This is a genomic window from Sciscionella sediminilitoris, assembly GCF_000737195.2.
Taxonomy (GTDB): domain Bacteria; phylum Actinomycetota; class Actinomycetes; order Mycobacteriales; family Pseudonocardiaceae; genus Sciscionella; species Sciscionella sediminilitoris.
Window position 1 is genome coordinate 37,310 of sequence record NZ_JALM01000020.1, and the last position, 19,932, is coordinate 57,241.

General features: G+C 68.1%; 17 protein-coding genes. 7 read left to right on the top strand and 10 right to left on the bottom strand.

What is annotated here, in order from left to right:
- Positions 1–194: 194 nt before the first annotated feature.
- Entirely contained in the window at positions 195–1,277 is a 1,083-nt protein-coding gene (locus AD72_RS10155; protein ID WP_231644777.1) for an HAD family hydrolase, read from the bottom strand.
- A gap of 194 nt (positions 1,278–1,471) precedes the next feature.
- Between AD72_RS10155 and AD72_RS10160 the strand changes: the two genes are divergently transcribed.
- The 4 genes from AD72_RS10160 to AD72_RS10175 all read left to right on the top strand — a co-directional run bounded on the left by AD72_RS10160 (position 1,472) and on the right by AD72_RS10175 (position 5,273).
- Positions 1,472–2,041, top strand: coding sequence for a TetR/AcrR family transcriptional regulator (locus tag AD72_RS10160; RefSeq protein ID WP_231644778.1), 570 nt, complete (start codon positions 1,472–1,474; stop codon positions 2,039–2,041).
- A 67-nt stretch (positions 2,042–2,108) separates the two neighbouring features.
- Positions 2,109–2,753, top strand: a complete 645-nt coding sequence (locus AD72_RS10165; protein ID WP_031466202.1) for an RraA family protein — start codon at positions 2,109–2,111, stop codon at positions 2,751–2,753.
- Positions 2,750–3,892: a pyridoxal phosphate-dependent aminotransferase gene (locus AD72_RS10170; RefSeq protein ID WP_031466203.1), complete on the top strand. Its 1,143-nt coding sequence runs from the start codon at positions 2,750–2,752 to the stop codon at positions 3,890–3,892. The genes AD72_RS10165 and AD72_RS10170 overlap by 4 nt, the downstream gene beginning before the upstream one ends.
- Positions 3,893–3,926: 34 nt before the next feature.
- Positions 3,927–5,273 (top strand): MFS transporter, encoded by a 1,347-nt coding sequence (locus tag AD72_RS10175; RefSeq protein ID WP_197284917.1) that lies wholly within the window; start codon positions 3,927–3,929, stop codon positions 5,271–5,273.
- Here AD72_RS10175 and AD72_RS10180 read toward each other — a convergent pair whose 3' ends face one another.
- Positions 5,274–5,912 carry an O-methyltransferase gene (locus tag AD72_RS10180; RefSeq protein ID WP_031466205.1) on the bottom strand — a complete coding sequence of 213 codons (639 nt, stop codon included), beginning with the start codon at positions 5,910–5,912 and terminating at the stop codon, positions 5,274–5,276.
- A 134-nt stretch (positions 5,913–6,046) separates the two neighbouring features.
- Between AD72_RS10180 and AD72_RS10185 the strand changes: the two genes are divergently transcribed.
- Positions 6,047–6,751: a helix-turn-helix domain-containing protein gene (locus AD72_RS10185; protein ID WP_231644779.1), complete on the top strand. Its 705-nt coding sequence runs from the start codon at positions 6,047–6,049 to the stop codon at positions 6,749–6,751.
- Positions 6,752–6,754: 3 nt separating this feature from the next.
- On the opposite strand, the gene AD72_RS10190 is transcribed toward AD72_RS10185, so the two are convergent.
- On the bottom strand, positions 6,755–8,686 hold the full coding sequence (locus tag AD72_RS10190) for an MFS transporter (RefSeq protein ID WP_031466207.1): 1,932 nt from the start codon (positions 8,684–8,686) through the stop codon (positions 6,755–6,757).
- 57 nt (positions 8,687–8,743) lie between these two features.
- Between AD72_RS10190 and AD72_RS10195 the strand changes: the two genes are divergently transcribed.
- A complete protein-coding gene (locus AD72_RS10195) occupies positions 8,744–9,253 on the top strand; it encodes a MarR family winged helix-turn-helix transcriptional regulator (protein WP_031466208.1) in 510 nt (169 codons plus the stop codon).
- A 414-nt stretch (positions 9,254–9,667) separates the two neighbouring features.
- Here the strand turns inward: AD72_RS10195 and AD72_RS10200 are convergent, their stop codons facing one another.
- A complete protein-coding gene (locus AD72_RS10200) occupies positions 9,668–10,534 on the bottom strand; it encodes an SAM-dependent methyltransferase (RefSeq protein WP_082468845.1) in 867 nt (288 codons plus the stop codon).
- A 136-nt stretch (positions 10,535–10,670) separates the two neighbouring features.
- On the opposite strand from AD72_RS10200, the gene AD72_RS10205 reads away from it, so the two are divergent.
- A complete protein-coding gene (locus AD72_RS10205; RefSeq protein WP_051898412.1) occupies positions 10,671–11,366 on the top strand; it encodes a TetR/AcrR family transcriptional regulator in 696 nt (231 codons plus the stop codon).
- 6 nt (positions 11,367–11,372) lie between these two features.
- Here AD72_RS10205 and AD72_RS10210 read toward each other — a convergent pair whose 3' ends face one another.
- From AD72_RS10210 to AD72_RS10235, 6 genes are all read right to left on the bottom strand, one after another.
- The gene (locus tag AD72_RS10210) at positions 11,373–13,490 is read right to left on the bottom strand and encodes a N,N-dimethylformamidase beta subunit family domain-containing protein (RefSeq protein ID WP_051898415.1); all 2,118 of its coding nucleotides are present in this window, start codon (positions 13,488–13,490) and stop codon (positions 11,373–11,375) included.
- A 19-nt stretch (positions 13,491–13,509) separates the two neighbouring features.
- Positions 13,510–14,997, bottom strand: a complete 1,488-nt coding sequence (locus AD72_RS10215) for a sodium:solute symporter family protein (protein ID WP_051898418.1) — start codon at positions 14,995–14,997, stop codon at positions 13,510–13,512.
- Between the two features lie 3 nt (positions 14,998–15,000).
- A complete protein-coding gene (locus tag AD72_RS10220) occupies positions 15,001–16,017 on the bottom strand; it encodes an aminotransferase class IV (RefSeq protein ID WP_031466213.1) in 1,017 nt (338 codons plus the stop codon).
- A gap of 16 nt (positions 16,018–16,033) precedes the next feature.
- Positions 16,034–17,539: an APC family permease gene (locus AD72_RS10225; protein WP_031466214.1), complete on the bottom strand. Its 1,506-nt coding sequence runs from the start codon at positions 17,537–17,539 to the stop codon at positions 16,034–16,036.
- Between the two features lie 110 nt (positions 17,540–17,649).
- Positions 17,650–18,555, bottom strand: coding sequence for a LysR family transcriptional regulator (locus tag AD72_RS10230; protein ID WP_037345316.1), 906 nt, complete (start codon positions 18,553–18,555; stop codon positions 17,650–17,652).
- 67 nt (positions 18,556–18,622) lie between these two features.
- Positions 18,623–19,684 carry a methyltransferase gene (locus AD72_RS10235; protein ID WP_197284918.1) on the bottom strand — a complete coding sequence of 354 codons (1,062 nt, stop codon included), beginning with the start codon at positions 19,682–19,684 and terminating at the stop codon, positions 18,623–18,625.
- Between the last annotated feature and the right edge of the window lie 248 nt (positions 19,685–19,932).

Consider the following 19,932-nt stretch of genomic DNA (forward strand, 5'->3'; position numbering starts at 1 on the left):
ACTCAGGGCGCACCCGGCAACCCCGTAGCCTGCCGCGCTGCGACGTCGGCGGCGTGCCATATCGTTGCCCCGTCGCGAAGGTGCGCCATCACCATGGCCCAATCCTCCGCCCTGCCGATCTCGGGCGCGGGCGTCCCGCGGGGCACTGCCACGCTGGCTCCCGCCGGCAACGGCAGTGGATCGTCGGATGCTCCCTAGTGGCTGAGCTCGTCCTGTTTCGCACGCACCCAGGCGCGGTCGGCCTCCGCGGGCACCCCGGCCGCTCGCTGCTGGGAAAGGCGTTGCCGTTGTTCCGCGCGGAACCGGTCGTCGTATTTGTCGCGGTCGACCCACACCCGGGCACCGGTTCGCCCGCTGTCCACGTCGAAGAGCATCGGCCAGTCGCTCGGCGAATCCCCCGCGGCGAGGATCGGCTTGGCATAGTGCGAGATGTAGTCCTCGATCGCCGCTTTCTTGCCCTGATACCAGGTCTGCGGCGACCACGGGTACGGCGTCACGCGCATGGCCATGTGCTTGGCCAGCGGATACCGCGCGTCCAGGAAATGCCCTTCCCGGATCTGTTTCCGCGCGGTGGTGAGCATTCCGGTTTCCGGATCACGCAGCAGCGTGCTGACCCCGATCACGTTCCGCGGCGGAATACCCAACCCGTATTTCGGATCGGAGACGACCATGCGCGCCAATTCCTCGTGGGCGGCGCTGACCACGTAGACCTCGATGCCGTGCGCGCGCAGCGCCTCGATGAGTTCGCGCTGTGCGGGGAAAATGCGCGGCGGCGTGACCTCGTCGTGTTTCACCGTCTCCCCGGAGTAGTAGCTGACCGGGATCGGCTCCTTGCGCGCCATGAGCGCATCGACGCTGCGTTTGAGTTCGGCGAGGGAATGCCCGGCGAACACCTGCGCGGCCCACGGATAGCAGACCTTGTCGTCGATCTCGCACAACCGCTGATAGTAGGAGTACAGGCTTTCGTTCGCCTTGAACGGAATCAGTTTCAGCGAGGGATCGAGGCTCGCCGGGCTCAGCTCGCCGTGCATTTCCATGAACGGGATCAGCGCTTCCTCGAGGTCGTGATTCCAGATCGTGTTGTCCGCATCGAAGGTCGCGTAACGCCCCTGATCGGTGTTCGCCGAGATCGTGCGGGCCAGCGCCTCGGCTGCGGGCTTCGGCCAGTGCGTCAGCCGCACCGCCTGCCCGGCATCCCGGGCACCACCCGCGCCACAGCCCGCGACGACGAGCCCGGCCACCACCAGAACGGACACCAGCCAGTGCGATCGACGCACGGAAACTCCCCTCGAGACCAGGTTGTGTACATTTGTACTGATAGCGCAGTGAACACGCGGCGGCCCGGAAAGTCAACACTCGCCCGGGATGACCAGGGCGCCCGCCTTGTTAGGGTTCGAGCGTTGACCGGCCACAGAGGTTGAAGGTGAGTGCTCTGGATTCGCGGGGTGGACGTCGCCTCCGCAAGGACACGGTGCGCAATCGGCGCCGCCTCCTGGAAGCGGCGAGCGAACTGGTGCGCGAGGCGCCGGGCGAGGCCTCCATGCACGCGATCGCCGCGCGCGCGGAGATCGCCCCGGCGACGGCGTACCGCTATTTCGCCGGGGTCGAGGAGCTGTTCAGCGCGTACCAGTTCGACGTGCTCGCGGAGCTGCGCGCACACAGCGAGGCGGCCACGGGCACCGGGCGGGCACTGTTCGAGGACGTGGTGCGCGAGTGGATCAGGCTGATCGGGGCGCATGGGCCGGTCATGGTGCAACTGCGCTCCCGCCGCGGTTTCCTCGAACGGCTGCATGCCGGTGATCCGGTGATCACGGAGGGCTCCATCGCCTGGGACCGTCCGTTGCGCGAACTGCTTACCGAGCTGGGGCTGCCCGAAGACCTCCGCTTCGAGGCCCGGTTCCTGAGCAACATCCTGTTCGACCCGCGCGAAGTACTCGACCTGACCAGCGAATTCGACGGTGACACCGAAGCCGTGCAGCGCAGGCTGGTCGGCGCCTTCCTCGGGGCCTTGCACGGCTGGCAGGACAGCACGCGCGATTGACTCGCCCATCAAAGTGAGGTATCTGTCTTAAGTTAGACGGCTATCTCACTTCAGTGGAGGCGTGCTCATGTTCATCGATGCCCCGGCGGACAGCTGCCGGGTGGCGCCCGCATGGCCCCGGCCGGACGCGGAGACCCTGGCCGCGTTCGCCGCGTTCCCCACCGCGAACATCGGCGATGCCCAGGACCGGCTCGGCCTGGTCAACGGCACGGTGCGGGCGCAGTGGCCGGGCGCGCGGTGCACCGGAGCGGCGCTGCCGGTGCTGACCAGGGAAGGCGACAATCTCGCCATCCACCGCGCGCTGGACGAGGCGGTGCCCGGTGATGTGCTCGTGGTGAACGCGCTCGGCGAGAACTCCCGCGCGGTGTTCGGGGATCTGCTCGCCGAGATCTGCCGGACCCGCGGGGTGCGCGGGGTGGTGCTGGACGGTGCGACCCGGGACGCGACCGCGATCGCCGAGCTCGGCCTGCCGCTGTGGGCGCGGGCGAGCAGCCCGGCCGGGCCGACGAAGAACGGGCCCGGGGTGATCGGTGAACCGGTCGCGATCGGTGGCGTCGTGGTCAGTCCGGGAGACATCGTGGTCGCCGACGCCGATGGGGTCGCCGTGGTCTCCCCGCAGCGGGCCGCGGAGCTGCTGGACCGCCTCGAGACGATCGAACACTACGAAACCGGTCTGCGGCAACGGATCCGCGCGGAAGGTGCCGCGGCATGACCACGTTCGAACCCGCCGCGGCGGTCACCAGGGTGGCCCGGCATTCGCTGCGCCCCAACCTCGCCGGGGCCAGCGGGAACGCCGTCTCGCTCGCGATCGGCGAGCCGGACTTCGACACCCCGGATGTGATCGTCGAGTCCGCGATCGAGGCGCTGCGCGGCGCGGAAACCCATTACGCGAACCAGAACGGGCTCCCCGAGCTGCGCGAGGCGGTGGCCGGTGCGCTGTCCCGGATCGCGGGTGACCCGTTCACCGCGGACCAGGTGCTGATCACGCACGGGGCGACGGCCGCGCTCGCCGCCGCGGTACTGGGCATCGTGGACCCCGGGGACCGGGTGGTGATCCCGGAGCCGTGCTATTCGCTCTACCCGGATCTGGTGCGGCTGGCCGGTGGGGAACCGGTGCCCGTGGCTCCCGCGGCGGATTTCCACTGGGACCTGGACGCGCTGCGCGAAGCGGTCCGCGGTGCCCGGCTGGTGGTCTTCGCCAATCCGGCGAACCCGACCGGAGTGGTACACCGCGAAGAGGAACTGCGCGCGCTCGGGGAATTCCTCGCCGGAACCGGCACCCTGGTGCTCGCCGACGAGGCCTACGACGCGATCGTGTACCCGCCGAACCGCTTCCACTCCGCGCTGAGCATCGAATCGCTGCGGGATCGCGTGGTGTACGCGCAGACCCTGTCCAAGACCTATGCCATGACCGGCTGGCGGGTGGGCTATCTCGGTGGCCCCGCCGAGGTGGTGCAGGCGGCGAGCCGGATCCACCGCACGGTCAACGGTTCGCTCAACACCGCGGTACAGCGTGCCGCGTGCACCGCGCTCGCGAACGGTCCCGTGCTCGCCGAGCCGATGCTCGCCGAATACCGCGAACGGCGCACCGCGCTCTGCGAACGGCTCACGGAGATCCCCGGACTGAGCGCGAACCCGCCGGAAGGCACCTTCTACCTGTTCGCGCGCTACGCACCCGGGGTGTCCTCGGTGGAATTCGCCGCGCGGTTGCGCGAATCCGGGGTGCTGGTGCGCCCGGGAAGCGAATACGGCGCCAGCGGCGAAGGACATGTGCGGTTCTCCTTCGCCACCGGCACCGACCGGATCCACCTCGCGATGGACCGGGTCGCCGCCTGCCTGCGCGACTGGTGAGCGCACCCGGACCGATACGGCAAAGGAGCCGATCTTGACCACCGAGCGAGCGTCCCGTGTGGACACCGAGCGGACCACGATCCGCAGGCTCAGCAGGCGATTCCTTCCGGTGATCCTGCTCGCCTACTTCGTCGCCTATATCGACAGGGTCAACATCGGGATGATCAAACCCGAGCTGTCCGCCGATATCGGGCTCACCGACATCGGGTTCGGCCTGGCAAGCGGATTGATCTTCATCGGGCTGATCTTCTTCGAGATCCCGAGCAACAAGCTCGCCGCGCGGTTCGGTACCCGGCGCTGGATCACCCGCATCATGCTCACCTGGGGCGTGGTGGTCATGGCCGGTTCGCTCGTGCAGAACCCTTGGCAGCTCTACGTTCTGCGCATCGCGCTGGGAATCGCCGAGGCGGGCATGGCTCCTGCGGTGTTCCTGTTCCTCGCCCAGTGGTTCCCCGGCAAACACCGCGCGCGGGCGCTGAGCCTGTTCTTCCTCTCGGTGCCGATCGCCATGGTGCTCGGCAGCCCGATCACCGGTTCGATCCTGCAGTCCGCGCACGAACTGCTCGGCCTCGCCGGGTGGCGGTGGGTGTTCCTGATCGAGGGGGTCGCCGCGATCCTGGTCGCCCCGCTGGTGCTGCGCAGGCTCAGCGACACCCCCGCGAAGGCGAGCTGGCTGCCCGCGCCCGAACGCGCCTGGCTCACCGAGACCTTCGCCGCGGAACAGGCGCGGCGGGAGGGAAACACCCCGGGAACGTTCCGCCGTTCGCTGACCGATGGCCGGGTCTGGCTGTTCTCCATCACCTACCTGCTGCTCGGTTACGGGGCCAACGCGCTCGTGTACTGGATGCCCACGATCATCCGGAAATCCACCACGGCACTGAATCCGCTCCAGATCGGGATCATCTCCGCGATCCCGTTCGCCACCGCCGCCGTCGGAATCTACGTGACCGGCAGGCTCGCCGAACGCACCGAGGCGCGCAAGTGGCACGTGCTTGCCCCGGTACTGGTCTCGGTCGCCGGATTCGGCGCCACCGTGGCGGGTATGGACAACGCGGTCCTGGCCATCGCGATGACCAGTGTCGCGCTCGCCGGTGCCTACGCCGCCCAGCCACAGTTCTGGACCATGCCGAGCGCCTATCTCGGCGGGGCCGCGGCCGCGGGCGGGTTCGCGCTCATCAATGCCGTGAACAACATCGGTGGTTTCGCCGCGCCCTACAGTTTCGGCTGGCTCGAACAACTCGACGGGGCGGGCAGCATGCTGCCCTTCCTCGTCATCACGGTCACCCAGCTGCTCGCCGGGGCCTGTGTGCTGCTCGCCGACCGCCAGCGCCGCAGGACCGAGACCGAGGCGGGCGTCCGCGGCCTCTCGGCCCGGATCTGATCAGCCCGCCACCTTGACGCACAGCTCGGTGCCACCGTGCAGCGGCAGGCTCAGCGAGAGGAAACCGTTGGCCGGATCGCGGATGTAGTCGAGGAAATCGGGCTCGGCATTGTCGTTCAGCACATAGCCGCCGACCCGCACCTGGGGCGCGAGGAATTCGATGACCTCCCTGGCGAGCGAGGGTTCGCTGCCCAGCCAGCCGTCGATCAGCGCGAAATCGACCGGGCCATCGAGGTCGCGCAGGGTCTCGCGGGCATCGCCCTCGCGGATCTCGGCGTATTCCGCCAATCCCGCCTCGGCGAGATTGCGCTGCGCGGCCGCGATCTTCGCGGGCACGATCTCCGATCCGATCACCGTCCCTCCTCCGTTGTCCCGCACGGCCGCGGCGAAGTAGAGCGTCGACATACCGACCGAGGTGGCGAACTCCACGATCCGCTTCGCTCCTGATCCACGGCACAACAGGTACAGCAGATCGCCCTGTTCCGGGAGGATCGAGAAACCGTACTCGCCGTATTCGTGCGGATCCCGCGGCATGCCCGAACGCGGATCCGCGGGCGGGTACTGCTGTGCCGCGGCGAGCCGTTCGAGCACCGCGTTGACTCGTTCGTCGCGCAGCGGGCGGTGGACACTGTCCAGCATTCGGATCTCCTCTTTCCGGGGGTGACACACTTACTAAGGCGACCCTAAGCTGTGTGGTGGCCGTCAGGTGGCCGAGCAGGACCGCGCACCGGCCACGTTCACCGCGCGCGAGGGGAGGGATCCCGGTGCTGAATGTGCGGCACTCACAGGTCGATCGGAACACCCGGCTGGCCGCGCACCGTCATCGGCACCACTTGATCGTGGGGGCGGCGAGCGCGACCGTCACCGTGCGCACCGGCGACCGGGACCGGCTCGTGCCGCCCGCCCACGCACTCTGGCTGCCGTCCGGAACCTCGCACGCCGTGGCGGTACTGCACCCGGGAGACTCCTACGTCGTCGCCGTCGACACCGAACGATGCCCGATCGACTGGCCCGATCCGACCGGGATCCGCATCACCGGGCTGATCCGGGAACTGATCGCCTACCTCGGTGGCGAGACCTGCCCGGAGCACACCCGCGCCGGTGCCGAATCGGTGCTGCTCGACCTGCTCGAACCGGCGAGCGGAGCGAGTCCGCCCGCGCCGCTGCCGAGCGATCCGCGCATCCGGGCCATCGCCGACGCGCTGCTCGCCAACCCCGCCGATCAGCGCGATCTCGCCACCTGGGGCCACGAAGTCGGCGCGGGGGTGCGCACCCTGACCCGGCTGTTCGCCGCCGAGACCGGGATGAGCTTCGCCCGCTGGCGCACCCACGTCCGGATCCGCGCGGCGTTTCCCCGCCTCGCGAAAGGTGCCTCGGTCGGCGCCACCGCCCGCGCGGTCGGCTACCGCAAACCGGGTGCGTTCAGCGAAGCGTTCTTCCGGGTCACCGGCCAGTCCCCGAGCGACTACCGGCCCTGAGCCTCACCCACTGGTGACCTCGAGGACCGGGTCGTGGCGCGCGTGCTCCCCGCCGGAGAGCCGGACCTTGCTGACGTTCGGCGCGTAACTGGTGGCCACCAGGGTGTACCGGCCGGGTGTCAGATCCTCGAGCAGGTAACTTCCGTCCACCCCGGTCACCGCGCTGTGCAGCACCCTGCCGTCGTGATCGAGCAGGCTGACACAGACATCCGGAACCGGTCCGTGCGCCGCATGGACCCGCCCGGTCAGCCGTGCGGTGCTCTCCAGCACCGTGTCCACGGTGACCGGTTCCCCGGCCACCTCGACCCATCGCGCCACAGGGCGCCGGTCGATCGCGGTGATCAGCATCAGGAACCGGCCCGGTCCCGGATCCACGCCGAACCGCCCCTGCTCATCGGTCTCCGCCTTCGCCAGCTGTGTGCCGTCCGGCGCGGTGAGGGTCACCGTGGCCGCGACGGCCGTGCCCGCGCCATCGGTCGTGGTGCCGGTGATCGCCGCGACCCGCGCGGTTGTTCGCCTGCGCCGCCGCCTCCTGGACAGCACGATGTCCGCGACCCCCACCAGGAGCGCGAGGATCACCAGGCCCGCCGAGCCGAACAGCCCGTGTGCCGCGGAATCGTGGAAATCCCCGTGCGAGGCGGAAAGCTGGCTGAAGAACAGCGACCCGCCGATCGCGGTACCCACGGCGGAACCGATGCGCTGCCCGGTCTGCAGCACCCCCGCCGCGGTACCGCCCTCCGCGGGCGGCACCTCCTCGAGGGCCAGTGTGGAGTTCGGCGCGATCACCAGTCCGCTGCCGAACCCGGCGACCAGCAGCGGCGCGGCGAGCAGGAATCCGGAGCCGCCGGTGGTCAGCACCAGCACCGCCGTGGTGGACAGGCCGATGGCCACCAGCAGGATGCCGATCACCACCATCGGCCTGCCGTACCGGTGCACGATGCGCCCGCCGATGGTCGGGGAAATCGCCGAGCCGAGCGCGAAGGGCAGCGAGGCCAGCCCGGACTGCAGCGGCGAATAGCCGAGCCCCTGCTGGAAAAACAGCGTGATCACCAGGAAAATCCCGGTGAAACCGGCGAAATAGACCAGTCCGAGCAAACTGCCCATGGCGTAGCTGCGCACGGTCAGCAGCCGGAGATTGACCAGCGGATGCCGTCCCCTACTGCCCAGGAATCGTTCCCACAGCAGGAAAAGCACCAGCAACGCGGCGCCGATCCCCATCAGCCACCACTGCGGAGTGCCCGTGGCTTCCTCGGCCTCGACCAGCGGCAGCATCACGGTGACCACCGCGGCGCCGAGCAGCACGGTGCCGAGCAGATCCGGGGCCCGCTTCGCCGCGCGCACCCGGTCCTTGGGCAGCAGCCAGAGCCCGAACAGGACGGCCGCGATCCCGATCGGCAGGTTCACATAGAAGACGAACCGCCAGCCCTCGATCGCCCCGAAGCCCTGGATCAGCAGGCCGCCCAGCAGCGGGCCGACTGCGGTCGAGAGACCCACCGTCGCACCGAACCAGCCGAACGCCTTGCCGCGCTCCTTACCGGTGAACAGCTGCTGGATCATGCCGATCACCTGCGGGTTCAGGATCCCGCCCGCGATGCCCTGCAGCAGCCGCGCGACCACCAGCCAGGTCGCGTCCTGCGCGGCACCGGCCAGCGCACTGGTCGCCACGAACAACAGCAGGCCGATCAGGAACATCCGCTTGCGCCCGAAGTCGTCGCCGAGCCGTCCCGCGGGAACCAGCGCAAGGCCGAACGTCAGCGCATAACCCGAGACCACCCAGGAGACATCGGACGGGGTCGCGCCGATACCGCGTTCCATCGACGGCAGCGCGACATTGACGATGCTGACATCGAGCAGCGTCATGAATCCGGCGATCAGGCAGATCCACAGCGCCCGCCAGCGACGCGGATCGACTTCGGGCGGCACCCCCGCGGTCAACGCATACCCTCCATTCTCATACCGGTAAGATAATTACCGGTGTTAGAGTAGCGCGACATGGCGACCCAGCGCGATCAAGTCGACGAGATCATGACGGAGATCCCAGATCTCGACGCACACGAACAGGCCAGCAAGGCGCTGAGCTTCCGGCTGCGCAGGATCGCCGATCACCTCGAGACCGACCTGCGCCGGGAACTGGCCGCCTTCGGTATCGAACTGTGGGAGATGGAACTGCTCGGCACCCTCAAACGGGCCGGTCCGCCCTACCGGCTCTCCGCCGGGGCGCTGCAGGAGCGGATGCGGCTGACCTCCGGCGGCGTCACCAAACGCGTCACCGGACTCGAACGCCGCGGCTGGGTGCGCCGGGACATCGACCGGGACGATCGACGGCAGATCCTGGTCAGCCTCACCGAGGACGGGCTGACCCGTGCCCGTGCGGTGTTCAGCGCCAAGACCCAGACCGAGACGAACCGGCTCTCCGCCCTTCCCCTTGCCGCACAAGAGGAATTGAACGATCAACTGCGCACCCTGCTGATCAGCCTGGAGGGGCCGGGCAGGCAGGCATAGCAACAGTTTCGTGTGGTTCGCGCCGGTGGGGCGGCGATCCTGGAAACGGTTGCGCTGTTGGAGCAGCGTGGTACTCCGGTGGAATTGGCTCGGTTTTCCGGATGGTGGCCGATATCGCCCGTATCGGGGTCACCGAATCACGCCGGATCGCCGCACGCTCCCGCGCGCTGCACGGTGGCCTCGGCATCAGCGGCGAACCGATTCCCGCCACGATGCCGAACCTGGCCGAAGCTTATGCGGCAGGGGAAGTCAGCAGCGAACACATGGACAAGGTGCACCGGTTCGCCGATGATCCACCACACCGACTGGCAGGTCCGCATCCACAACGGCAGACCCGAATTCACCCCGCCCGGATACCGCGCCGAAATTGCCGAGGTGACTCCGCCAGCCATGGCGGCATGAGTCGAGCAATCCCTAGCCGCGCTCCGGTTTCCGGGCCAGACCGGCGAGCATCTTGCTGCGCGCCGGATCGGACTGCTGCGAGCTGGCCGCCTCGAAGTCCGGATCGGCGTGCCACAGTGGCGCCCAGACCACGCCGGGGTCGACCAGCGGCCAGTCGCCGAACAGGCCGGTGATCTCGTCCCGCGTCCGGAAGTACACCGGGTTGGCGGTCGAGGCATAGTTCCGCACCGCCTCGGCGGCCGCGTCGTCGGGCAGTTCGTCGTTGGTGACGTGGGAGAGCGCGAGCATGCTGCCGGGGGCGAGCTGGTCGGCGTAGTAGGCGAGCGTCTGCCGCGGCTCGGCCTCCGGGGACATGAAGTGCAGCAGTGCCACGGCCAGCAGGCACACCGGCTCGGCGGGGTCGATGTAGCCGCTGTCCACGATCCGGCTCCACAGTCCTTCGCGGTCGAAGAAATCCGCGTCCAGGGCCAGATGCCGCTGTGCGTCGGCATTGTCCGCCAGCAGAATCCGCGCGTGCGCGTGCGCGATCGGCTCGTTGTCGATGTACACCACGCGGCAGGAGCGATCCGGATCGGCCTGGTCCGCGATCTCGTGCACATTGCCCGCGCTCGGCAGCCCGGAACCGATGTCGATGAACTGGCGGATCCCGGCCGCGACGGCGAACCGCACCGCGCGCCCGAGGAACTGCCGGTTCGTGGTCATGGCCAGCCGGATGTCCGGGAACACGTCGAGCTGTTTGCGCGCGAACTCGCGGTCCACGGAATAGTTGTGGCCACCGCCGAGAATGTAGTCGTACACCCGCGCCGCGCTCGGCCGGTCGATGCTGCTCCGCACCAACTCACGCGCCTGTTCCACCGACCGTTCCTCGAAGCCGCTCACGACTCACCACCGTCCTGCTTGGCCTGCTCAGCGTTACGCACACGCTACCGCACCTTCGGTCACCGGATCCGGTGACGATCAACGGACGGAGCCGTATCCGAGGCTAGTCTCGAATACGCCCTGATATCGTGCCCGCATGGCGGACAGTCGGCAGCGAACCCGCAGGCCACGCAGCGATGCGATCCGCAACCGCGCGGCCATCCTGGAACACGCGCGGCAGGCGTTCGCCGAACACGGCATCGGTGCCTCGCTCGACAACATCGCCCGCGGCGCCGGGGTGGCCATCGGAACCCTCTACCGCAACTTCCCGAACCGTGCCGAACTGGTCGGCGCCGTGTACGCGGAACCGTTCGACGGGCTGCTGAGCACCGGAAAGCGCGCCACCGCCCGCGAGGACCGCTGGTCGGGGCTGTGCGAATTCCTGGAGTCCACCTGCGCGGCGACGGCGGGTGACCGGGGCATGAGCGAACTGCTCTCCATCCCCGTTCCCGAACCGGAACTCGCGGCCAGACAACAGCTGCTCCGCAGGCTCGGTACCCGCGCCGTCAAGCGGGCGCAGCAGGCGGGGGTGGTCCGCGGCGACCTCTCCCCCACCGACATCCTGCTGCTGTTCTGGTCGCACGCCAAGATCGCCGAGACGACCGAGCAGACCGCCCCGGGACTGTGGCGCCGCCACCTGCACATCCTGCTCGACGCCTACCGCGCGGACGCGGCGCACCCGCTGCCGGCACCGGCCATGACGCCCGCGCAGCTGCGCCGCACCAGTGACCGGATCCGGGCCAGTGCCTCGGACGGGCGCAATCCGCTGTTCCCGGAACAGATCGCGACCTGAGCCGGGTCACCGGGAGAACCGCCGTAGCACGTTCTCACTGATCCGCGCGACGTTGTTGACATACCCGTTCCAGGCAAGGCTGCCCGCCCAGCAGATGGAGCCGACCGAGAACACCGCGCCGCCGCCGCTGATCTCCCGCAGCGTCATGTCCGCACGGACCCGTTCGTTCTCCGTCCCGCCCTGTCCCGGCGCGGTGACCAGTAGCTCTTCCTGGGTTAGCTGGTAGTGATCATCGAGCGCGACCGAGGTGGCCAGGCGCAGTGTCCCGTCCGGGGTGCCCAGTTCCGGCGCGTAACGGTCCACCTCGTCCCCGGCCGCACCGCCGAGCACATGACCGAACCCGCCGATCAGTTCATCGGAACCGATCCCGTCGAACACAAAGGCGGCGCGCTCGTCGTGACTGTCCGGCAGCCGCCGATACGCCGAGGCGGGTCCCCAGCCCTGGGCGGCCATGCCGACGCCGACACTCGCGTGCGGTGGGTAGCCGTTGAACGCCCAGAGGCCGCCCGGATGCGCGGTCGCACTGTGCACGCTCTCCCCCGGCGGGGAATCCCAGCTGCGGCTGCCGTTGTTCCCGCGGCGCACCTCGATCAGGTGCGGGCGATCGGCGAAAACGCTTGTCACCCAGTAGAAGCCATTGCCACCCAGATACATCAGCCGTCCGCCGTGCTCGAGGTAGTGGTGCAGGGCCTGCTGCATCGGACGGGTCCAGTACTCGGGATGGGATCCGGTGACGACCACCCGGTGCCGCTCGAGCAGGGCGCTCCCTTCGTGGTGCAGATCCTCATCGGTGGCCACATCGTGCTCGATCCCGATGCGCCCGAGCCAGTCGAGGATGTAGAGGTCGGCGCTGAGGTGCCGGACATAACCGTTGAGCCAGTTGTGCCGATAGGGACGCAGATTGAGCACCGGGCGCAGGCGGGAGGAATAGGCGACCCCGGATCCATCGGAGTGCAGATCGTACACGGATTTGCCGAGTTCCTCGTGTTCCAGGATGTGGCGTTCGTGCCGGGACAGCTCCGGATCCTGGGCCATGAACTGCAGATTGCCGCCCGCAGTGTACAAGTGCTCGTTGGCGTAGGCGAGATAGGTGAAGGTGGGGGCGAGGAAGAGCACCGGGCACTCGCGACGCCCGTCGCGCACGAAGAACGGGACGATGTCCACGTCCGCTCCGTTGTCCAGGCGGAACCCGTACACCCCAGGGGAAAGCTCGGGAACCGTCCAGCTCCGGTCCTCGGGCCAGCCCGCGTCCTCGAGGTCGTCGTCGTGGAAGTGTACCGCGGCGTAGTGCCCAGGATCGGTGCGGAAATCGCTCGTCGTGCCGTCCCAGCGGCTTCCGGTGACCGCGCGCTGCGGTGACTGGTGCAGGATGCCGTGCCGTCCGGCAGCCGAACCGTCGTGCAGTGTCGTGCTCTCGAAGTCTCTCCCGAACTCGTAGGCCGCGATCAGTTCACCCTTGCCCGGCAAGCCATTCCAGAACACGGGATTCTCGATCTTGCCGTTGAACCCGTACTCCGGCAGGGATGGTTCGGCGGCGCACGGCGCGGCGGCGAGCGTCGTCCACCGCACGTCGGCCTCCGGCGCCGTGCACGCCACCGAAACCGTGCTCTCGGCTGATTGCCCGTGCACGGCATGCAGCCGCAGCTCCAGCCGCCCGCCGTCCAGCCCGAGCGTGCCCTCGTACCAGCGATGGGCCGCGAGTTCGGGCGCGCAAGCGATTTCGGCACCGCCCAGGCGGGCACCGAGCATGCCGTCCGCACCGATGACGAGGGCCAGCAGCGTCCTGCCCGCGGTGTCCCCGGTGTACAGCAGCACCTGCTCACGGCCGAGCACCGGAGTGGTCGGTTCGAACCGCAGCGTCACGGTGAATCCCTGGCCACGCAACCAGTCCCGGGGCAGCGGCAGGCTCGCGAAGGAACCGGTTCCGGTACGGCGCCGCGCACCGTCGGTGTGCCGTGCCACGGTGCCGGGGAGCTGCTCGGTCTCGGCGCACTCGTTCTCGTGGATCGGGCCGTGTAACCGGACGACAGCGGATTCGTACCCGGACCGTTCGCTGTGCACATGCAGACCGAGGCGCTGCCCCGGCCGGACCGTCCAGCGATCGGTGTAGCCGTAGATCGTCAACGGATCCGCGGAAGCTGAATTACTGATGACTGCTCTCCTTCACCGTGCTCCCTGGACCGCGCTGCCCGGAAGCGTGGGCGAGCGCGAAGAACTCGTCGACCGCTTCCGGAGTCTCCCGGACCCGCCGGGCCAGCGAGACCGTGACACCCACGACCGCGCTCAACGCCACCCCGACCGGGCTGATCAGGTAGTAGGGCAACTCCGCGAGCAGGGCGATGGTCACGTAGACCGCACCGGCCAGTAGCGAACCGAACGCGGCGGCGGTGGAGAACCGCTTCCAGAACAGGCCCGCCAGGATCGGGAAAGCCAGCAGCGCGAGATACACCGAGATGTAGGTCAGCGCCAGCAGGATGCTTCCGACCATGGTCAGCGAAAGGACGAGGGTGGTCGCCCCGATGGCCACGAAGAGCAGCCGCCCGATCCGCACGTAGAAGATGCTCGGCCGGTCCTTGGCGAGATACCGCCGGATCACGTCATTGGTGGCGATCGAGACCGCCGCGTTCCACATGGCCATCATGGTGCTCTTGCCCACCAGCAGCAGGGTCACCAGAATCAGGCCCTGCAGGATCGCGGGAGTGTAGTTGAGCACCATCCGCGGCAGGGCTTCCTCCGGTCGCGCCAGATGCGGCATCAGCACCCGGCTGAGCATCGTGGTCACGGCGACGAGCCCGTACAGCACGGTGATCGCCACGGTGTTGATGACCATGCCACGGTAGGCGATGCGCTCCGAGCGTGCGGAGAACATCCGCTGCCCGTACCAGGGCGCGGCGATATAAGCCAGGATGTTCTGGAAACACCAGGCGAGCACGGAGGCGAACCCATAGCGGTCGAGATCCCACACCGGCTCGAAGGACAGGAACCGCGCCTGGAACACATCCCCGAGATGGCTCAGCCCGCCCGCCTTGACGAGCCCGACCGCGAACAGCACCGGGACGAAAATCAGGATCATCGCGTAACTGAGCACGTCGAAGGAGATCGCGGTCACCAGTCCACCGGTGATCGCCAGCACCAGGCAGAAGACCACAACGACGACGACCGTGGTGATCGGATCCACGCCCAGCAGCACGGAGGCCACGACCGAGATACCGGCGAGATAGGTCGCGGGCGCGAGCCAGGTGAAGCTCAGGGTGATCAAGCTGGCCAGCAACCGGGTCGGCTCGGCGAGCCGGCCGGTGAACCGCCGCTCGAAATACTCCGCGATGGTGGAGATCCGCAGCCTCCGGTACGGCTTCGCGACCGTGCCCGCGTAGATGCCGAACACGAACACGAAGATGAAGGCCGTGTAGTAGAGCCCGACCGTTCCGTACTGGTAGGCCACCGAGGCCCCGCCGATGAGCGTCGCGGTGTTGAACTCCGCCGCACCGAGGGTGCCGACCAGCGGGAGCAGCCCGGTCCGCCGCCCCGCGAGGTCAAACTCGTCGTGGGTCCGCGCCCTTCGCCATGACCGGTACGCCAGGTAGATCAGGACCAGGGCGAAAAGCGCGGTGAGGGTGTATTTCTCGACCATGCTCTAGTAGTCGATGGCCTCGATCAGGGACGAGGGTTCGTCCATCAGCGCCCAGAACCGGTCCCGGATCGCCACGGTGATCGGGCCGGGCTCGCCGTTGCCGACCTGTTCCCCGTCCAGCGAGGTGATCGGGGTGACCCCGCCCGCGGTGGTCACCGCCATGAGCTCATCGGCCTCGTAGAGCTCGCTGCTGGTGACATCGCGCAGCATCGTCTCGATTCCCTTGGCCGCGGCGATCTCGTACACCGTCTTGCGGGTGATCCCGGGCAGGGCGTTGCGCGAGGGGGAAACCAGCGCGCCGTCCTTGACCAGGACAACGTTGAAGCCGGGCCCCTCGGCCACGCAGTTGTCCGCGTCCAGCAGCACCGCCGAGCGCGCGCCGCGATCCTTGGCCTCGAAACTGGCCGCGGTGAGATCGCCCCACTGGTAGTTCTTGATCGTCGGATCGATCGTGTTGCGCCCGGCCCGGCGCACGTGCCGGGGAACGATGACGCTGGTGCCGAAGATCTGCTCCTCGGGCGGGAAGGCCCACAGGTACGGGATCGCGTAGACGTAGACCTGGTGGGTCAGCTTGGTGAGGTCCTTCTCGCCGCGCTTCTTCCCGTAGCCGCGGGTGATGGTGATGTTCACGTACGCCTCGCGCAGCTGGGAAAGGCTCACACAGCGTTTGGCGATCCCGGCCAGTTCCTCCCTGCTCATCCCGGTCTCGAGCTTCAGCCGGGCCGCGCCGTGCAGCAACCGGTCCAGGTGGTCCTCCAGCCGGAAGATGTTGCCGTGCCAGACGTGCGCGACGGTGTAGGTGAGATCGGAGTGCCCGAACCCGGTGTCGAAGATCGAGATCCGCGCCTCGTCCGCCGGGACGTACTCCCCCTCGATCCAGGCGACCCCACCGGCGAGCGGCTGGCTGCGGTCCAGCTCGTACTCGCTGTACTGGATCACCGAACCGGGCGGGGTCGGTTCCCGGATGGCTCCCGGCTCGACCGCGACGAGGTTGCTGTTGGCGAATTCGGTTGTGGTCATCGATTTCCCTTTCAGACTAGCGAATTTCGGTTTTCGCGTATTCGGGTCCCGCCTGCCCCGCGCGGAGTTTGCCGCGCAGCCGGGCGAGCCACCACAGCCCGCCGACCGCGACCACGCCGAGGAAGACCCAGCCGTTCCCGGCGAACTGCGGCAGGAAGATCAGGGCGAGGGCGACGATCACGAACACCGCGAGCGCGATGAGGTAGAGCGGCAGGCGGAACCGGCCCAGATCGAAGGTTCCGGGTTCGGCGCGCGGGATGGTGCCTTTCCGGTACCCGAACACCAGCCCGATCGTCTGGAGCAGATAGACGCAGAACATCAGCAGCGAGGAGAGCCCGATGAAGTAGGTCAGGGCTTTCTCGTTGATCAGCGCGGACAGCAACAGCAGACCGGAAAGGCAGCCGAGGCCGACGACCGCGTTGGCCGGGGTACGCCTTCCCGGCGAGACCCGCCGCCAGAACCGGGAGAACGGCAGCATGTTGTCCCTGGCCATCGAATAGGTCAGCCGGGTGGCGACCAGAATGTTCGCCAGCAGGCAGGCCAGGATGTTGGTCAGCGCGAAGGCCACCACGATCTTCGTCACCACCGGCCCGGCCTGCTGGTTGATGATCTCCTCGATCGGGGCGCTGGAGTGGGCGTTCACCGCGGCCGGATCACGGATCGCGAGCACGTAGACGATGTACATGCCGAGCTCGATCACGATCGAAGTGGCCAGCGCGTAGAACATCGTGCGCGGTATGACGAACCGCGCCGCGCGGGTCTCCTCGGCGACATCCGCGCTCGCCTCCACCCCGATCAGGCCGAAGAACGGGCCGAGCGTGGCCGCGAGCCAGGCGATGGCGTAGCTGCCACCGGCCCCGTCCGGCTGGCTGCCCACGAACAGGGTGCGCAGCGGCTGGTGGTGCTCGGGAACGAGGAATGCGATGACCGCGACCAGGATCGTCGCGCCGACCGTCACCACGAGTTCCAGGCTGACCCCGATGTTGTTCACCAGCGTGGCGAACCGGACCCCGTAGAGATTGATCAGCACACACGCGAACACCACGCCGATCGCCACCAGGATCTGCTGCGTCTGCGTGAAGCTCACCCCGAACAGGCTGCCGATGTACCCGGAGAGGGTGTAGCCGACGCCGGTCATGCCACTGATCCAGCCCATCAGCGCGATGAATCCGGTGAACCAGCCGAGGCTCGGCCCGTTGATCCGGCTCGTCCACTGGTACGCGTATCCGGCCAGCGGCAGCTTCGCGGTCAGATCGGCGGCGATGAACGCCCACACCACGAACACGGCTCCGGCGATCAGCAGGGTCCAGACGAAGGGACCGCCCGCGGTGAAGTACCCGGTGCCGAAACTGGTGAACACGGCGGTGGTCGCGCTGATCGTGGCGAACCCGATCGCGAACGAGGCGAGTTTGCCCACGCTGCGGTCGAGTTTCTGGGTGTAGCCGAACTTGGCCAGCTGGGCGTCCTCGGCGTCGGGCACCGGCGCCGTCGAATCGGCTCGGGCCACCGTTTCCTCCGCCATCTCCGCTCCCGTTCCGAACCTCGTTGATCGTGCGAGTCGTTGAACAGGAGACGTCACCGGCAGGTGTTCGCGGAAGTTCCGGTTCCCGATGTATTGATAACGTGGATTTATCAGCGCTGGGCCGGGGGCACTTCGGTGGGTTCGACCGCACCGAGATTCGGCCGCTCCCGCATGAACCGGATCAGTGCGTCGGCCTCCGGGCTCAGCGCGGTGGGATCCCAGGCCAGCGCGGTGTAGCTCGGTGAACGATCCACGATCGGCACGTACACCACGCCCGGGCGCGCGTAGAACCGCTCGACCGAGGACGTGGTGAAGCTGATGCCGAGACCGCGCGCGATCATGGTCGTCTCCGCCTCGTAGGTGGCGGCGACCCCGGCGATCCTCGGCGGCTTCGTGCCCCTGGCGTCCATCGCCATCCAGTAGTCCCGCCAGGTGCCAGCCGAGGGCGGGGCGCAGACGATCGGATCATCGAGCAGCTCGCCGATCTCCACCTCCGCGCGGTCCGCGAGCCGGTGATCCCGCGGCAGACAGGCCACCCAGGACTCCGAGTCCAGGATCAGCATCCGGTGCCCGGGAAGATCCACCGGTGGCCGGATGATCGCCACCTCGGTGCTGCGCTCGCCGAGACCTGCGGTGGGGTCGGCGAAATCGAACTCGATCGGTTCGGTCGCGATCTCCGGATGCGCACTGGCGAAATCGCGCACGATACGGGAGAGGAGATCCGCGCCGGTTCCGATGAAATACCCGATCCGCAACCGGCCGCGCTGCCTTCCGGACAGCGTGAGCAGATTCCGGATCACCGTGTCGACGCCGCCGAGCGCCTGCTGCACCTGGGGCAGCCACGCCGCGCCCAGTTCGGTCAGCGCGACCTGCCGGGTACTGCGGGTGATCAGCTTGACCCCGAACTGCCGCTCGAGCTGCTTGATCGCCGTCGACAGCGCGGGCTGGGTGATGAACAACCGCTCCGCGGCGCGGCGGTAACTCAGTTCCTCGCCCAGCACAGCGAAATAGCGCAACTGCCGGAGCGTGATGTCACCTTCCGTGACGACCTCTCCAAACCTGGTTCCCGATACGGTTCCCGGATCATAACCGCTGGTTGCGTGCCATCACGACCCCGTTGGCTCCCGCCGACTCGAAGCGCAGTACCCGTGCGCCGGTGAATCCGGCCTCGCCGAGCCAGGTCAGGTACTCGGTCTCCGAGTAGTTCCGGCCGCCGGTGGTCTCCACGATCATGTTCACCCCCATCAGCGCGGCACCCCGCGGTCCGGTGCGTTCCGGATTGAGCATCTGTTCGCTGATGATGATCGTGCCGCCGGGAACCAGTGCCTTCCGGCATTTGCCGAGCAGGGCGCGACCGGTTTCCTCGTCCCAGTCGTGCAGGATCATCGACAACAGCAGCACATCGTATCCGTCCGGCAGGGCTTCGTCGTTCAGGAAATCCCCGGCAACGGTGCCCACCCGGAGGTTCAGCCCCGCCTCGGCGGCCTTGCCCTCGGCGATCCGGCACACGTGCGGCAGATCGAAAACCGTGGCCCGCAGTCCGGGAAACATACGGCACAGCTCGATCGGATACGTTCCCCCTCCGCCGCCCACATCCAGCAGCCGCCGGTGTTTGCCGAAATCGTAGTGCCGGCCGAGGGTGCGGGCCGTGGAACTGGAAATCGAATCCATCCCATCCCAGAACAATTCCAGCATCTGCGTGTCCTCGGCGGAGAACAGTGAATCCTGTGTTTCCGGGTCCCAGGTCACCGGGCGGTTCTCGGCGAGCGCGTCGAGAAGCCGGTGCCAGGACGGATATTCGCGACGATCGGCATAGCGCACCCAGCCGCCGAAGTACCCGGGACGGCCTTCGACGAGAAAGGCTTCGGAAAGGGCTGAATTGCGATAGCCCTCGCCCTCCTTTTCCAGCAGCCCCAGCGAGGCGCAACCGGCAAGCAGCATGTCGACCGGCCGTTCGTCCCAGCTCAGATCGCCCGCGAGTTCGCCGACGGTGACCGCCCGGCCGCCCGCCAACCGGCTGAACAGACCCAGTTCGACCGCCGCCGCCAGCGTTTTGAACGCCCAGAACGAACCGGTCAATTCCATGAGCGGGGCCGCGGAAAGTTCCTCCGTGGGACCGATGGCCTCCGGTACCGGGATCGCCATGTCAAACCTCCGATTTTCCGCGCGGGATACGCGCAGCGGGCGCGGAGAGTCGACGGTATAGCGGGCAAGGCGGACAGGCGAGTACCGGTTCCGCCGTACGGAACGCGAGCCCGCTCAGCGGTCGGCGGCATCCCCCTCCTGGCCGTGCCTGTGACCCAGGTCATCGGCGCGCCGTGTAATTCCTCGCGCCGGACTCACGATGAACGGCTCGGAAACATTCACCATCGGAGGCACTGGGGGGTACGGCC